This window comes from Streptomyces sp. NPDC007905, from assembly GCF_042959345.1.
In the GTDB taxonomy this organism is placed as follows: Bacteria; Actinomycetota; Actinomycetes; order Streptomycetales; family Streptomycetaceae; genus Streptomyces.
Window position 1 is genome coordinate 209,746 of the sequence record NZ_JBIBKS010000016.1, and the last position, 15,389, is coordinate 225,134.

At 70.1% G+C, this 15,389-nt stretch carries 15 protein-coding genes, 1 rRNA gene and 1 pseudogene; 10 read left to right on the forward strand and 7 right to left on the reverse strand.

Going from position 1 to position 15,389, the window contains the following annotated elements; all coding sequences use genetic code 11:
* The first annotated feature begins 78 nt into the window (after positions 1-78).
* Positions 79-2,634: an FHA domain-containing protein gene (locus tag ACFZDC_RS27625; protein ID WP_391328092.1), complete on the forward strand. Its 2,556-nt coding sequence runs from the start codon at positions 79-81 to the stop codon at positions 2,632-2,634.
* Between the two features lie 79 nt (positions 2,635-2,713).
* On the opposite strand, the gene ACFZDC_RS27630 is transcribed toward ACFZDC_RS27625, so the two are convergent.
* From ACFZDC_RS27630 to ACFZDC_RS27640, 3 genes and pseudogenes are all read right to left on the reverse strand, one after another.
* Positions 2,714-3,502: a transglycosylase SLT domain-containing protein gene (locus ACFZDC_RS27630; RefSeq protein WP_391328094.1), complete on the reverse strand. Its 789-nt coding sequence runs from the start codon at positions 3,500-3,502 to the stop codon at positions 2,714-2,716.
* 299 nt (positions 3,503-3,801) lie between these two features.
* Positions 3,802-4,928, reverse strand: a pseudogene (locus ACFZDC_RS27635) (S-adenosylmethionine:tRNA ribosyltransferase-isomerase).
* Positions 4,925-5,623: an SDR family NAD(P)-dependent oxidoreductase gene (locus ACFZDC_RS27640; RefSeq protein WP_391328096.1), complete on the reverse strand. Its 699-nt coding sequence runs from the start codon at positions 5,621-5,623 to the stop codon at positions 4,925-4,927. The pseudogene ACFZDC_RS27635 and the gene ACFZDC_RS27640 overlap by 4 nt, the downstream one beginning before the upstream one ends.
* Before the next feature lie 227 nt (positions 5,624-5,850).
* Here ACFZDC_RS27640 and ACFZDC_RS27645 point away from each other — a divergent pair, with 227 nt between their 5' ends.
* The 4 genes from ACFZDC_RS27645 to ACFZDC_RS27660 all read left to right on the forward strand — a co-directional run bounded on the left by ACFZDC_RS27645 (position 5,851) and on the right by ACFZDC_RS27660 (position 8,494).
* On the forward strand, positions 5,851-7,029 hold the full coding sequence (locus ACFZDC_RS27645) for a GAF domain-containing protein (protein ID WP_391328097.1): 1,179 nt from the start codon (positions 5,851-5,853) through the stop codon (positions 7,027-7,029).
* Positions 7,022-7,663, forward strand: coding sequence for a response regulator (locus ACFZDC_RS27650; RefSeq protein WP_391328099.1), 642 nt, complete (start codon positions 7,022-7,024; stop codon positions 7,661-7,663). Before ACFZDC_RS27645 ends, ACFZDC_RS27650 begins: the two co-directional genes overlap by 8 nt.
* A gap of 170 nt (positions 7,664-7,833) precedes the next feature.
* A complete protein-coding gene (locus ACFZDC_RS27655; RefSeq protein WP_391328101.1) occupies positions 7,834-8,079 on the forward strand; it encodes a chaplin family protein in 246 nt (81 codons plus the stop codon).
* Between the two features lie 175 nt (positions 8,080-8,254).
* Positions 8,255-8,494 (forward strand): chaplin family protein, encoded by a 240-nt coding sequence (locus tag ACFZDC_RS27660; RefSeq protein WP_391328103.1) that lies wholly within the window; start codon positions 8,255-8,257, stop codon positions 8,492-8,494.
* A 73-nt stretch (positions 8,495-8,567) separates the two neighbouring features.
* Here ACFZDC_RS27660 and ACFZDC_RS27665 read toward each other — a convergent pair whose 3' ends face one another.
* A complete protein-coding gene (locus ACFZDC_RS27665) occupies positions 8,568-9,356 on the reverse strand; it encodes a hypothetical protein (RefSeq protein ID WP_391328105.1) in 789 nt (262 codons plus the stop codon).
* 150 nt (positions 9,357-9,506) lie between these two features.
* Between ACFZDC_RS27665 and ACFZDC_RS27670 the strand changes: the two genes are divergently transcribed.
* The 3 genes from ACFZDC_RS27670 (at position 9,507) to ACFZDC_RS27680 (ending at position 11,866) form a co-directional block, all read left to right on the forward strand.
* Positions 9,507-10,298 (forward strand): ATP-binding cassette domain-containing protein, encoded by a 792-nt coding sequence (locus tag ACFZDC_RS27670; RefSeq protein ID WP_391328107.1) that lies wholly within the window; start codon positions 9,507-9,509, stop codon positions 10,296-10,298.
* Between the two features lie 59 nt (positions 10,299-10,357).
* On the forward strand, positions 10,358-10,789 hold the full coding sequence (locus ACFZDC_RS27675) for an NfeD family protein (protein ID WP_391328108.1): 432 nt from the start codon (positions 10,358-10,360) through the stop codon (positions 10,787-10,789).
* A 111-nt stretch (positions 10,790-10,900) separates the two neighbouring features.
* Positions 10,901-11,866: an SPFH domain-containing protein gene (locus ACFZDC_RS27680; protein WP_391328109.1), complete on the forward strand. Its 966-nt coding sequence runs from the start codon at positions 10,901-10,903 to the stop codon at positions 11,864-11,866.
* Positions 11,867-11,974: 108 nt separating this feature from the next.
* Here the strand turns inward: ACFZDC_RS27680 and ACFZDC_RS27685 are convergent, their stop codons facing one another.
* The 3 genes from ACFZDC_RS27685 to ACFZDC_RS27695 form a co-directional block, all read right to left on the reverse strand.
* Positions 11,975-12,475: an HNH endonuclease gene (locus ACFZDC_RS27685; RefSeq protein WP_391328110.1), complete on the reverse strand. Its 501-nt coding sequence runs from the start codon at positions 12,473-12,475 to the stop codon at positions 11,975-11,977.
* A gap of 166 nt (positions 12,476-12,641) precedes the next feature.
* A complete protein-coding gene (locus ACFZDC_RS27690) occupies positions 12,642-13,181 on the reverse strand; it encodes a YbhB/YbcL family Raf kinase inhibitor-like protein (protein ID WP_391328112.1) in 540 nt (179 codons plus the stop codon).
* A 40-nt stretch (positions 13,182-13,221) separates the two neighbouring features.
* Entirely contained in the window at positions 13,222-14,004 is a 783-nt protein-coding gene (locus ACFZDC_RS27695; protein ID WP_391328114.1) for a sporulation protein, read from the reverse strand.
* Positions 14,005-14,104: 100 nt separating this feature from the next.
* Between ACFZDC_RS27695 and ACFZDC_RS27700 the strand changes: the two genes are divergently transcribed.
* Positions 14,105-14,755 (forward strand): DNA-3-methyladenine glycosylase, encoded by a 651-nt coding sequence (locus ACFZDC_RS27700; protein ID WP_391328116.1) that lies wholly within the window; start codon positions 14,105-14,107, stop codon positions 14,753-14,755.
* Positions 14,756-15,297: 542 nt separating this feature from the next.
* Positions 15,298-15,389, forward strand: a 16S ribosomal RNA gene (locus tag ACFZDC_RS27705); the annotation flags it as partial.

Sequence of the window (15,389 nt, forward strand, 5' to 3'; positions counted from 1 at the left end):
GCCGAGCCTGAAATAGTTCCCCACGATGTTCGACATCCCTAGACTCCCTGCGATGGGGACAACTCGGGGGACAACTCAGTGGGGCATGGAGTGCCGGAACTCGTACTGGAATCAAACGGACGGACCTGGACGCTCGATGCGTCCAGGCCCTACACCCTCGGACGCGATCCGCAGGGTGACATCGTCTTCGACGACGCCAGGGTCTCCTGGCGTCACGCCACGGTCAGCTTCAACGGTCGCAGTTGGGTCATCGAGGACCACGGCAGCACCAACGGCACCTTCGTGCAGGGTCAGCGGATCCACCAGGTGGAGATCGGCCCCGGCTCGGCGGTGCACCTCGGCAACGCGACCGACGGCCCGCGCCTGAACCTCTCCGGCGCCGCGGGCGTCCAGCCCCAGCAGCAGTCGCAGGCGGCACCGTACGCCGCCCAGGGCGCGGGTCCGGGCTGGGCACAGCAGACGCCGCAGACGGACTGGCAACAGCCGCAGCAGCCGGCGCCGTTCCCGCAGCAGCAGCCCGCGTCGTTCCCGCAGCAGCAGAGCGGTCCGCAGGAGCAGTACGCGCAGAAGACGCCCGGTGGTGGCGCGGGGGCGCCGCCGGTCTACGGCGACCGCAGCCCGACCACGTTCCACCAGTTCTCGCTCGACCGCGTGATGCGTATCGGCCGTGCCCTGGAGAACGAGCTGGTCGTCTCCGACCTGCAGGTCTCCCGCAACCACGCCGAGTTCCACGCCACGCCCGACGGCCGCTTCGAGATCCGTGACCTGGGCTCGCACAACGGCACGTATGTCAACGGTATGCCGATCGCCAAGGGCGGTACGGCGCTGCTCGGCCCGAACGACATCGTCGGCGTCGGCCACTCCACGTTCCGCATCGTCGGCGACCGCCTCGAGGAGTTCGTCGACACCGGTGAGGTCTCCTTCTCCGCGCGCCACCTGACCGTCACGGTCGACGGCGGCAAGCAGATCCTGAAGGACGTCTCCTTCGGCGTCCCGGAGAAGTCCCTGATCGCGGTCATCGGCCCGTCCGGCTCCGGCAAGTCGACCCTGCTGAAGGCGCTCACCGGCTACCGGCCCGCCAACCAGGGCGAGGTGCTGTACGACAACCGCGACCTCTACAAGCAGTTCGCCGAGCTGCGCCAGCGCATCGGTCTGGTCCCGCAGGACGACATCCTGCACAAGGAGCTGACCGTCAAGAAGGCCCTGAAGTACGCGGCCAAGCTGCGCTTCCCGGCCGACACCACGGCCGCCGAGCGCGACGCCCGCATAGACGAGGTGCTGCGCGAGCTGAAGCTGGACATCCACAAGGACAAGAAGGTCACCTCGCTCTCCGGCGGCCAGCGCAAGCGGGTCTCGGTGGCCCTGGAGCTGCTCACCAAGCCGTCGCTGATCTTCCTGGACGAGCCGACCTCGGGTCTCGACCCGGGCATGGACCGTGACGTCATGCAGCTGCTGCGCGGCCTCGCCGACGACGGCCGTACGGTCCTCGTGGTCACCCACTCGGTGGCCGAGCTGGCACTGTGCGACAAGCTGCTGGTGATGGCACCGGGCGGTGCGGTCGCGTACTTCGGGCCGCCGGAGGAGGCGCTGAACTTCTTCGGCTACGACAGCTGGGCCGACGTCTTCTCCGCCTTCGAGAACTACCGCGACTACGACTGGGCGGGCCGCTGGAAGGGCTCGCAGCACTACCAGATGTACGCCGCGGACATCGACGCGGTCGCCCCGCAGTCCGTACACATGCCTCCGCCGCAGGCCATCAAGCCGCCCAAGCCGCAGGGCTGGGGCTCGCAGCTGATGACCCTGATCCGGCGCTATGTGACGGTCATCGCCTCGGACAAGGGCTTCCTGGCGCTCACGGTGATCCTGCCGGCGGTTCTCGGCGCGGTCAGCCTGCTGATCGACCACAACCGCGGCCTGCTGGTGAACCCGGTCAACCGCAACACCGGCGTGCCCGTGCCGAACGGCACCGCCACCACCGTCCTGCTGATCCTCGCCGTCGGCGCGTGCTTCGCCGGCGCCGCGAACTCCGTCCGTGAGCTGATCAAGGAACGGGTCATCTACGAGCGGGAGCGCGCGACCGGCCTGTCCCGTTCGGCGTACCTGATGTCCAAGGTGGTCGTGCTCGGGGCCGTGACCGTGCTGCAGGGGCTGATGGTCGGCCTGATCGGCTTCTCCAGCCGCGAGATCCCCGACCGGGGACTGGTGCTCGGCGGCTCGACGCTGTTCGAACTGTGCCTGCCGATCATGGCGCTCGGCTTCACCTCGATGATGTTCGGCCTGGTGATCTCGTCGCTGGTGAAGACCGCCGAGAAGACCATGCCGCTGCTGGTGATGTTCGCGATCATCCAGGTCGTCTTCACGGGTTGCCTCTTCACCCTGCATGGCACCCTCGGCGTCAACGAGTTCTCGTACCTGATGCCGTCGCGCTGGGCGGTGGCCGCCGCCGGCGCCACGCTGGACTTCAACAACATCGCACCGAACACCGACGACCCGGGCAGCACCGACCCGCTGTGGAACCACCAGGCCTCGGCCTGGGGTCTGGACATGGTCGCGCTGATCGTCCTCGGTGTGGTCTGCGGCTTCTTCGTCGCCCGCTTCCTGCGCCGGCACGAGCCGGAGGTCATGCGGAAGTAACCGCGGTCGCACACGCGAAGGGCGGTACCCCCCCGAGGGGTACCGCCCTTCCGCGTTACGTCAGAGGTCCGCGCCGACCTCAGTACGCGCTGTTGACGTTGTCGATCGAGCCGTACTTGTCGGCCGCGTAGTTGGCGGCGGCGGTGATGTTGGCGACCGGGTCGTAGATGTTCCACGAGGTGCCGGCGACGTGGTACGCGTTGAAGGTCGGCGGGATGACCTGCAGCAGGCCCTTGGACGGGATGCCGTTGACCGCGTTGACGTCCCAGTCGTTGATGGCGTGGGGGTTGCCCGAGGACTCCCGCATGATGTTCTTGTGCAGGCCGTTGTAGCTGCCCGGGATGCCCTTGGCCTTCATGATGTCCAGCGCCTGCCGGATCCAGCCGTCGAGGTTGTTGGCGTAGGTCTTCGCGGCGACCGGCTGCATCGTGATGCGCTGCGCGGAACGGCTCGCGGCCGCCTTGGCGGCGCGCTCCTGCGCGGCCTTCTTGGCGGCGGCCTCGGCCGCGGCCTTCTGCTTCGCGGCCTTCTGCTTCGCCTCGGTCTCGGCCGCGGCCTTCTGCTTCACCTCGGCCTGCTTCTTGGCGGCCGCGTCGGCCTCCGCCTTCTTCTGGGCGGCGAAGGTGTCGAGCTTGACGGTCTCGGTGGCGAGCTGGTCGGTGAGCGTGCCCTTGACGTTCTTGACCTGCGGGGCGGCGGCGACCTGGGCGGTAGTGGCCGGGGCACCGGTGGTGACGGTCGCGGCGCTGCTGGGGACGGCCGAGAAGGCGAGGGCGGCGGCGCCGAGCGCACCGACAGTGGCGATCGCGATCTTCTGCTGCTTCGTCACGGTACGACTGAGACGGCGATTGAGGATGTTCTTGGGCATGGCTGATGGACCTCTTCGTTAGCGCGGAGGTCGCTCCTGCGTCCGCCGGGGGAATCGGCTCCTCCCACACGAACGCCGCGGGCCGAAACCCACGGCGCTGAGCGACGAAAGCAATTCTTAGCGGGCGCAAAATGCCCAGGCAAAGGTGTGACGTACGATCCCGGGTAGTGGATCAGGGAAGGGCAAAACGGGACAGATTGAGCCATCTGCCCCGTTCATGTGGGGACGCTTTATCTCCTATGCCCTTTCGTACGTGATGTGCGCCCTATGCGCGGGCTCACACGGCTGGCACGGTGGTCTCACCAGGAGTTGCCGTCGCAATGCGCTCTGTGAGGGTCTCCGGGGGGCAGGACGAGATGGACGTCCCCGAACTCGTGCCACAGGTAGAGCCCGCGCAGCGCCTCCTCGTAGGCCCGCTCGACCGCGGGCCGCCCCGCGACCGCCTCCAGCATCAGCAGATGCGAGGCCTCCGGCTCGTGCAGCCCGGTCAGCAGCCCGTCCACGACGCTTACCCCGCGCTCGGGCGTGACCACCAGATCGGTCCACCCCTCGGCCGCCCGCACCACCCCGTCCGGCCCGGTCGCCGACTCCACGGCCCGCACGGCCGTCGTCCCGACCGCGATCACCCGGCCGTCTCCCGCCCGCGCGGAGTCGATCAGCCGCGCCGACGCCGTCGGCACCGCGAACCGCTCCGGATACGGCGGCTCGTGCGCCTCCGCCGAGGCCACCCCCGTGTGCAGCGTGATCGGCGCACCCCCCGGCTCACCAGCTCCGCCACCAGCCGCGCGGTGAAGGGCCGCGCCGCGCTCGGCATCTCCGCGCTGCCCGCCCCGTCCGGCGAGGGGAGCGCGAACACCGTCTGGTAGACGGACAGCGGCTGGTCCCGCTCCGTGTAGGAGTAGCGGATGGGCCGCCCGTGCTCCCGCAGCACCCGAAGGACCTCCGCGCCGTCCGGACGCGCCCACCACAGCCGCTCACCGCGCCCGCTCAGCGGCTCCTCCAGCACCAGCAGCGCCCCGCCGGGCAACCTCACCTCCGTGCCCGTGGGGCCGCCCTCCCGTCGCCCGCCGCCCTTGCGAGGAGCGCTGCGCGCCCCGCTCTCCTTACGCGCGCGCGTGGTGCCGCGCCCGTCCGGGTCCCGCAGCTCGACCGCCCACCGCCCGTCGTCCCCGCGCGTGGAGAAGTGCACCACTACGCGCGCGTGCCCGATCCGCCCGTCCACGGCTGCGGCCAGGGTCGGCGAGGTGTTCACCACCAGCAGGTCCCCGGCCCGCAGCAGTCGCGGCAGCTCGGCGAACGCGTGGTGCGTCACCTCGGTGCCGTGCGACACCAGCAGCCGTACGGCGTCCCGGTCCAGGCCGGGCCCCCGCTGCTCGGCCGGCACCCGCGCGGACAACTCGTCCGGCACCCGCACGACGACGGTCACAGCGCCTCCAGCAGCGCCGCCGCGGTGTACCGGCCGCCGGCCGGGCGTTTGGCGAGCAGCCGGAGGAAGGCAGGAGCGACCTCCCCGGGCGCCGGTGTCCCCGACAGGTCCTCGCCGGGCTCCGCGGCGGCCAGCATGTCCGTCCGCATGCCGCCCGGATCCACCCACCACACCCGCAGTCCCGGCTCCTCGACCGCGAGCACGGCGGAGAGCTGGTCCACGGCCGCTTTCGTCGCCCCGTACGCGCCCCACGTCCGGTAGGCCTCCACCGCCGCGTCCGAGCTGACGTTGATCACCGCCCCGGCGGGTGCCGTGCGCAACAGGGGCAATGCCTCCTGCAGCAGCCCCAGCGGAGCCACCACGTTGGTCTCCAGCGCGGCCCGGAAACCGTCCAGCGGCTGGCTGTCCAGCGGGACCAGGGGCTCGCCGCCCAGGATGCCCGCGTTGTTCACCACCAGGTCGAGGCCACCGAGCGTCCGTGCGGCCGCCACCACGTCGGCCCGGTGCCCTGCGTCCGTGACGTCCCCGGGCAGCGCCTCCACCCGCCTGCCGTGGCCGGCGACCGCCTCCGCCGCCTCCTTCAGGGGCCCCGCGCCCCGGGCGTCGAGCACCAGATCCCAGCCCCGGGCGGCCAGTGCCTCCGCGAGCGCCCGGCCCAGGCCCTTGGAGGCCCCCGTGATGATCGCTACCGGCATGACAACCGTCCCCTCGTCGCTTGCCGCCCCCGGCGGGCGGTGACCACAACGTAGGAACGGCACCCCCGGCGCCGCCTCGGACGCGGGCCGCAAAGCGGCGGGGCCCTTCGGCGTACGCCGCACGTCGGGGGCCCGGGGACCTACCCCGTCGGCCCTAGGTCCAGGGACCGGGCCCCGCCGTCACAGGTCCGATCCGCGCTGTCGCACCCCGCCGGTACCGTGAGGACATGAGCCAAGGCCCCCGGTCCGGCCTCGCCGCGGTCAGCTCCGCGCTGCTGGCCATGAGCAGGCACCTCGAGGTGCGCGACGTCCTCAAGACGATCGTCGCCTCCGCCCGCGAGCTGCTCGACGCGCAGTACGCCGCCCTCGGCGTCCCCGACGACCACGGCGGCTTCGCCCAGTTCGTCGTCGACGGGGTCAGCGACGCCCAGTGGAAGGCCATCGGCCCGCTGCCCCGCCAGCACGGCATCCTCGCCGCGATGCTGCACGAGGCCCGGCCCGAGCGCCTCGCCGACGTGCGCAAGGACCCGCGCTTCGAGGGCTGGCCGTCCGCCCACCCGGAGATGTCCGACTTCCTGGGCCTGCCCATCAGGGACGGCGACGAGGTCATCGGCGCCCTGTTCCTCGCCAACAAGCTGCGTCCTGCGGGGGGACACCCCCCACACCCCCCGAGCCCCGAACCGGAAGGGCGTTGCGGCTTCACCGAGGAGGACGAGGAACTCCTCTCCATCCTCGCCCAGCACGCCGCCATCGCCCTCACCAACGCCCGCCTCTACGAGCGCAGCCGCGAGCTGACCATCGCCGAGGAACGCTCCCGCCTGGCCCACGAACTGCACGACGCGGTCAGCCAGAAGCTCTTCTCCCTGCGCCTGACCGCCCAGGCGGCGGCCGCGCTGATCGACCGCGACCCGTCCCGCGCCAAGGGCGAGCTGCACCAGGTCGCCGCGCTCGCCGCCGAGGCGGCCGACGAACTGCGTGCCGCAGTCGTCGAGTTGCGACCCGCCGCCCTGGACGAGGACGGCCTGATCGCCACCCTGCGCACCCAGACACAGGTCCTCGACCGCGCCCACACCGCGCGCGTGACCTTCGACGGCAGCGGCGTCCGCCCCCTGCCCGCGGCCCAGGAGGAGGCCCTGCTGAGGGTCGCCCAGGAAGCCCTGCACAACGCGCTGCGCCACTCCGGCGCCGAACACGTCGACGTGACCGTGGACCGGCGCGGCAGCGGAGCCGTCCTGCGCGTCACCGACGACGGCAGCGGCTTCGACCCGAGGTCCGTGCGCCGCGCCGGGCGCCACCTGGGCCTGGTCTCGATGCGGGACCGGGCGAGCGGCGTCGGCGGCACGCTGACCGTGGAATCGGCGCCCGGCAAGGGCACCACGATCGAGATGGAGGTCCCCGGTGGCTGACGCAATCAAGGTGCTGATCGTCGACGACCACCAGGTCGTCCGCCGGGGCCTGCGCACCTTCCTGGAGGTGCAGGACGACATCGAGGTCGTCGGCGAGGCCGCCGACGGGGCCGAAGGAGTCGCCCGTGCCGAGGAGTTGCGGCCCGACGTCGTTCTCATGGACGTCAAGATGCCGGGCACGGACGGCATCGACGCCCTGCGCAAGCTCCGCGAGCTCGACAACCCCGCGCGCGTGCTGATCGTCACCAGCTTCACCGAGCAGCGCACGGTCGTCCCGGCCCTGCGCGCGGGCGCCGCCGGGTACGTGTACAAGGACGTGGACCCCGACGCCCTGGCCGGGGCCATCCGCTCCGTGCACGCCGGGCACATCCTGCTGCAGCCGGAGGTCGCGGGCGTCCTGCTCTCCCAGGAAGAGTCCAACTCGGGTCAGGGAAGGGGCGGTTCGCTCACCGAGCGGGAGCGCGAGGTGCTCGGCCTGATAGCCGACGGCCGCTCCAACCGGGAGATCGCCCGAGCGCTCGTGCTGTCCGAGAAGACCGTCAAGACGCACGTGTCCAACATTCTGATGAAACTCGACCTCGCCGACCGCACCCAGGCCGCCCTGTGGGCCGTACGCCATGGCGTGACCGGCTGAAACACCCTCCCCAACGCCTCACCGACGGCAACTCGGAAGGTTCCGTTCCGGACTGAGATTCATACCGTCGTGGGAATGTCACCCGGATGGCGCATCCTCCGGCGATCTCCGCCGTTCTTCAGTGCGTGCCGCGGTGATCGCCGCGGTGAACGCTCAGGAGGGGTTGGAAAGTGAAGAACCTGAAGAAGGCAGCGGCCGTGACGATGGTGGCCGGTGGCCTGATCGCCGCCGGTGCGGGGATGGCCTCCGCCACGGACGGTGCCTGGGCCGGCGGCGAGGCCCATCACTCCCCGGGTGTCGTCTCGGGCAACGTCGTTCAGGCCCCGGTGCACGTCCCGGTGAACGTGGTCGGCAACACCGTGAACGTCATCGGCGCGCTGAACCCGGCCTTCGGCAACCTCGGCGTCAACCACTGATTCCGCCGCCGCGCCCAGGCCTCCCGGGCCCACCGGGAGGCCTGTCAGGTTGTCGTCCGAGTGACCTGAACGGGGGCTCGAACCCGGACTCCCGTACCCCGGCGCAGGCTCCTGCGTTGGTCAGGGCACGACCCACGACTGGGTCGGACACGCACACGCAGGAGGAACCCGTCCCATGAACATCGCCAAGAGGGCCGCCATCGCCGTGACCGTCGCCGGTATCGCCGCGGGCGCCAGTGCCGGTGCCGCCGTCGCCGACGCCGGTGCGAGCGGCGCGGCCGCGAACTCCGCGGGCGTCGGCTCGGGCAACGCCGTCCAGGTCCCCGTCCACGTCCCGGTCAACGTCAGCGGCCTGTCCGTCAACGTGATCGGCGCCCTGAACCCGGCGTTCGGAAACCAGGCTCTCAACGGCTGAGGTCGCGAGGAACTACAAGAGGGCTCCTGGAGCGACCCCGACTCGGGGAGCCGGCTCGGGGAGCCCTCGCCGTTCAGCGAGCCCCCCGCTCCCGCTCCTCCACGACGGAGTTGTACGCCGCCACCTGCGCCCGCCGGGCCGTCCGCTCCACCGGCCGCAGCGCCTGGGACCGGGCTGCCATCTCGGACGCGCTCACCGCACCCCCGTGCCCGTTGCCGTAGGCGAGGGAGATCAGCAACCCGACCCGCTGCGCCAGCTCCAACACCCGAGCCGCCCGCGGCGGATACCCCGGCGCCAGCGCCTCCCGCCCCCGCTCGGCCCGCGCCCGGTACGCGTCGATCGCGGCCTCGGCCACCGGACCCGACCCGGTGACATCCAGCTTCGACAGCACCTCGGTCGCCTCCCGCAGGGCCTCCGCCAGCTCCCGCTCCGCCTCGCCCAGCGACGGCACGTCGGCGGGCGGCGCCTCCCGCACCGGCAGCACGTGCCAGACCACCTCGGCAAGCACATCGCCCTCGGGCCCGGCCTCGTACACCTCCGGAACCAGCCCGAACGGGGCACCGAAGCACACCACCGCCTCCTCGGCCTCCAGCGCCCGCGCATTGAACTCCGGCGGTCCGCTCAACCCCAGCGGATGACCGGGCGCCGGCAGCGCGACCCGCAGACCGGTCACCCCCAGCGCCCGCAGCCGCCCCAGCGCGAGCGTGAGCCCGACCGGCGCCGGCTCACTCGGCAGCCCCTCCACCCGGTGCACCGTGTCCTCGCCCACAATGGCGAGCGCGGCGTCGTCCGGAGAGACAAGTCCGGCCAAAAGGGCATTTCCCCAAGCGGCAAGGCGTCCTGAACGCGGTTCCGTGAGCATGCCCCCACCCTAAGGACCGGACCGATGGAATGGAGCGGAGCACTCGTGGCGTAGATTTCATAAGGGCTGCGCCCACCGGCGCGGCGGACCCGAGCCACAGGCGTACGCGACAGCCGAGACCGGCACACTGCAAGGGGAGACAACGCGCTCATGAGCGATGTTCTGGAGCTTCAGGACGTATCCGTGGTCCGCGAGGACCGGGCTCTGGTGGACCAGGTCTCCTGGTCGGTGAAGGAGGGCGAGCGCTGGGTCATCCTCGGCCCCAACGGCGCCGGCAAGACCACCCTCCTGAACGTCGCTTCCAGCTACCTGTACCCCAGCAAGGGAACCGCCACCATCCTCGGCGAGACCCTCGGCAAGGTCGACGTCTTCGAACTGCGCCCCCGCATCGGCATGGCCGGCATCGCCATGGCCGAGAAGCTCCCCAAGCGCCAGACCGTGCTCCAGACCGTCCTCACCGCCGCCTACGGCATGACCGCCGGCTGGCAGGAGGAGTACGAGGACGTCGACGAGCAGCGCGCCCGCGCCTTCCTCGACCGCCTCGGCATGAGCGACTACCTCGACCGCCGCTTCGGCACCCTGTCCGAGGGCGAGCGCAAGCGCACCCTGATCGCCCGCGCCCTGATGACCGACCCCGAGCTGCTCCTGCTCGACGAACCCGCCGCCGGTCTCGACCTCGGCGGCCGCGAGGACCTCGTCCGCCGCCTCGGCCGGCTCGCCCGCGACCCCGTCGCCCCCTCGATGATCATGGTCACCCACCATGTCGAGGAGATCGCCCCAGGCTTCACCCACGTCCTCATGATCCGTCAGGGGAAGGTCCTCGCCGCGGGCCCCATCGAACTGGAGCTCTCCTCCCGCAACCTCTCCCTCTGCTTCGGCCTCCCGCTCGTCGTCGAACAGGTCGGCGAGCGCTGGACCGCCCAGGGCCTGCCCCTGTCCTGAGCCGCCCCGCCCCCGTTCGCGCCCTGTCCGCCGCCCGACCGCGGCCCTACCATGACCATGTGAACGACATCTCCGCATGGGTGTGGTGGCTCGTCGGCGCGGCGGCGCTCGGAATCCCGCTCGTGGTCACCGCGATGCCGGAGTTCGGCATGCTCGCGGTCGGAGCCGTCGCGGCCGCGGTCGTCGCCGGACTCGGCTTCGACGCCGTGATCCAGGTGCTCGCCTTCGTCGTCGTCTCGGTCGCCCTCATCGCCGTGGTCCGGCCCATCGCCGCACGGCACGACAGACAACGGCCCCGACTCGCCACCGGTGTCGACGCCTTGAAGGGCAAGCAGGCGGTCGTCATGGAACGCGTCGACGGCACCGGCGGCCGGATCAAGCTCGCCGGAGAGATCTGGTCGGCCCGCTCCCTCGACACCGGCCGCGCCTACGAGGTGGGCCAGGAGGTGGACGTCGTGGACATCGAAGGGGCCACCGCGATCGTCATCTGAAGCATCCTGCCCACGAGTTGGGCGGCCGTCTGTCAGACTCGACCAGCAAGATCTTCAACAGGCACGGGATCTGCCGAGGACGCCGAGGCGGAGAGGGGCACGGGGAACACGATGGAACCGGTCATCATCGTCCTGGTCATTCTGGTGGTGTTGGTCTTCATCGCCCTGATCAAGACCATCCAGGTCATTCCACAGGCCAGCGCTGCCATCGTCGAGCGCTTCGGCCGCTACACACGGACGCTGAACGCGGGCCTGAACATCGTGGTCCCGTTCATCGACACCATCCGCAACCGCATCGACCTGCGCGAACAGGTCGTACCTTTCCCGCCCCAGCCGGTGATCACCCAGGACAACCTGGTCGTGAACATCGACACGGTCATCTACTACCAGGTGACCGACGCGCGGGCCGCCACCTACGAGGTCGCCAGCTACATCCAGGCCATCGAGCAGCTCACCGTCACCACCCTGCGCAACATCATCGGAGGCATGGACCTCGAGCGCACCCTGACCTCCCGCGAGGAGATCAACGCGGCCCTGCGCGGCGTTCTCGACGAGGCCACCGGCAAGTGGGGCATCCGCGTCAACCGCGTCGAGCTGAAGGCCATCGAACCGCCCACCTCCATCCAGGACTCGATGGAGAAGCAGATGCGCGCCGACCGGGACAAGCGCGCGGCGATCCTCACCGCGGAAGGTACGCGCCAGGCGGCCATCCTCACCGCCGAGGGTGAGAAGCAGTCCCAGATCCTGCGCGCCGAAGGCGAGGCCAAGGCGGCCGCTCTGCGCGCCGAGGGCGAGGCCCAGGCCGTCCGTACGGTCTTCGAGGCGATCCACGCCGGCGACCCGGACCAGAAGCTCCTCTCCTACCAGTACCTCCAGATGCTCCCGAAGATCGCCGAAGGCGACGCGAACAAGCTCTGGATCGTCCCCAGCGAAATCGGCGACGCCCTCAAGGGCCTGTCCGGAGCCATGGGCAACTTCGGTCCCTTCGGCGGCGGTCAGGGCGGCGGTGGCCACTCCGTCCCGCCCCAGAACCACGGCCCCGGCACGGAGCGCCGCGAGAAGCCGTCCATCGACTGACGACCACGGACACGTAACCCCGCGCCCCCGAAGACGGGGCGCGGGGACGCGCGAGAAACCCGGGACCACCCACAGCCGGCGAACTCCGCACGGCCCTACGGCGCACGGTCAGGCAGCGGCCGGCCAGCCGGGCAGAGCCGTCAGATCCTCCTGCCCCAGCGCCAGCAACATCGCATCCGCCGGCGTCGGCTCGAACGGCTCCCGCAACAGCGCCATGCCCGCCTCCGCCGGAGTCCGGTTCGCTTTCCTGTGGTTGTCCTCCGCACACGCGGCGACCGTGTTCAGCCACGTGTCCTGCCCACCCTGTGCCCGCGGCACCACGTGATCCACGGTCGTCGCCCTGCGCCCGCAGTAAGCGCACCGGTGCCGGTCCCGGACCAGCACCCCCCGCCTCGACCATGGGGCCTGTCTTCGGAACGGCACCCGTACGTATCGGCACAGCCTGATCACTCGGGGCGCGGGTATGTCCACATCGGCACCGCGCAAACGCAGTTCGGGGTGGGCCTGCTCGACGACGGCCTTGTCCTGGAGGACCAGCACGACGGCTCGGTTCAGAGTCACTGTCGACAGCGGCTCGAAGCTCGCGTTCAGGACCAACGTGTCACGCATCCAGCCCACCTCCCATGTGCGCCTGCCCACCCCCGGCGGGCTTGGATCAACTCTGGACGGGCGCGCCGAGATGGACAACGCAATAAAAAAGGCCCGCCCCTGATCACTTCCAAGACCAGAGGCGGGCAAACGTTCAATGAACGCTCGGCCGAATTCGTGCGGTGCGTCAGCCCTCGGCGGGGTTCTCGTACTCGCCGATGAGCTGGGCGCGCGCGATCGCGTGGAACCGCAGATGGAAACCGACGACGGCCGGGGACGCGTCCGAGTCCGGACCGAGCTTCTCCTGGTCCACCGCGTACACCGTGAAGACGTACCGGTGCGGGCCGTCCCCGGGCGGCGGAGCGGCGCCGCCGAAGTCCTTCGCCCCGTAGTCGTTGCGCGCGTGCACCGCGCCCGTGGGCAGGCCCTCGAATTTACCGCTGCCCGCACCGGCCGGCAGCTCCGTCACGGAGGCCGGGATGTCGAACAGGACCCAGTGCCAGAACCCACTGCCGGTCGGCGCGTCGGGGTCGTAGCAGGTCACGGCGAAGCTCTTGGTCTCCGCGGGGAAGCCCTCCCAGCGCAGCTGCGGCGAGGTGTTCCCCTCCGCCTGGACCTGGGCGCTGCCCAGCGTCGCGCCCTCCTCGATGTCCTCACTCGTCACCGTGAACGACGGCACGGGCGGATGGAAGTCGTGGGGGAGCGGCCGCCGCTTGAGCTCGGTCACCTCGGTACCTCCTGATCGTTCTCGTTGAGTGGGGCCGAGCCTAGAACCAGTTCCGCTTGCTGCCGACCTCGGACAGCCACTGGTTGAGGTAAGCCGCCCAGTCGGTCCCATGGAAGTCGTTCAGACCCACTTGGAAGGAGCGGTAGGTGTCCGAGCCCTCGCTGAACAGACCCGGCTTCTTGTCCATCTCCAGGACGACGTCCATGGCGTGCTCGTCGGCCACGAAGCTCAGCTCGACCTGGTTCAGCCCCCGGTACTGCGACGGCGGGTGGAACTCGATCTCCTGGTAGAACGGCAGCCGCTGCCGCGTGCCCCGGATGTGGCCCCGTTCCATGTCCGCGTTCTTGAAGCGGAAGCCCAGCTGGATGAATGCGTCCAGGATCGCCTTCTGCGCCGGCAGCGGGTGGACGTTGACCGGGTCCAGGTCGGAGGAGTCCACCGCGCGGGCGATCTGCAGCTCGGTGCTCACCCCGATGTGCATACCGCGCAGCGCCTGTCCGTCGATCATCGTGACCGGCGTCTCCCAGGGGATCTCCAGACCGAACGGCACCGAGTGCACCGCACCCGCCTGCAGCTCGAAGGCACCACCGAGCCGCACTTTGGTGAACTCGATGTCCTGCTTGTACTCCTGGTCGCCGCTCTCCACCTCGACCTTGGCCTGCAGGCCCACGGACAGGCCCTCGATGTCCTGGTTCACGGACCCGCCCTGGATCCGCACCTCACCCTGGACCACCCCACCCGGTACGACGTTGACCTCGGTCAGCACCGTCTCGACCGAGGCCCCACCGGCCCCGAGGCTCGCGAGCAGCTTCTTGAACGCCATGACTCTCCTTTGACGAAAGGACCCTCGACCCGTACAAACGCGATCCGGCCACGACCGGTTCCGCCGGCGGCCTGCCCCGTCTGGACTACCCTCGGACGGCATGATCGCGCCCCCGGACCGTACGCCCCTGCCCCGAGAGTTCTTCGACCGCCCCGTACTCGAGGTCGCGCCCGACCTCCTCGGCCGCATCCTGGTCCGGACGACTCCCGACGGTCCGATCGCCGTCCGCCTCACCGAAGTGGAGGCGTACGACGGCCCGAACGACCCCGGCTCGCATGCCTACCGCGGCCGCACCTCCCGCAACGAAGTGATGTTCGGTCCGCCCGGACATGTGTACGTCTACTTCACCTACGGGATGTGGCACTGCATGAATCTGGTCTGCGGGCCCGAGGGCCGGGCCAGTGCTGTACTGCTGCGCGCCGGCGAGGTGATCGAGGGAGCCGAGCTGGCCCGCAAGCGTCGGCTTTCGGCCCGGAACGACAAGGAACTGGCCAAGGGTCCGGCCCGGCTTGCCACGGCCCTGGAGGTCGGCCGCGCCCTGGACGGCGCGGACGTCTGCGCCGCGGGTGAGACGCCGCTGAGGGTGCTGACCGGTGCTCCGGTGGCCTCCGACCAGGTACGCAGCGGTCCCCGTACCGGAGTAGCGGGTGACGGCGGCAACGGCGACATCCACCCATGGCGCTTCTGGGTGATCAACGACCCGACGGTGAGCCCCTATCGGGCCCATGTGCCGAGGCGCCGCCGAAGTTGACTCGGCCCGGGAAGGTGCGTAATGTGGCCCGAGCCGCTGAACCGGGTACGGCGATCGCCTGCAGCCGGAGCGGCCAACCCACTATCTAGCTACAGCCCCTCGGCGGGGTCGATTGTGGCGCGCCCGCGCGTCCGAATTCGAACTCGCGAGACTCGATTATGAGTTCCCGAGGCAATCGGCTAACGTAGTGAATGTCGAAAGGCCGACGGGCGAAAGCCCAAAGCCCAAGACAATCCCGCCGACCGGGAATCGGACGCCGAAAGGATCTGATAGAGTCGGAAACGCAAGACCGAAGGGAAGCGCCCGGAGGAAAGCCCGAGAGGGTGAGTACAAAGGAAGCGACCGTTCCTTGAGAACTCAACAGCGTGCCAAAAATCAACGCCAGATATGTTGATACCCCGTCTCCGGCCATCACGGCTGGGGCGAGGTTCCTTTGAAAAAACACAGCGAGGACGCTGTGAACGGCTGGGCTTATTCCGCCCGGCTGTTCCGCTCTCGTGGTGTTCATCCCGCGCTTTTAATCGAGCACAGTCGGGAAAACATTCACGGAGAGTTTGATCCTGGCTCAGGACGAACGCTGGCGGCGTGCTTAACACATGCAAGTCGAACGATGAACCACTTCGGTGGGGATTAG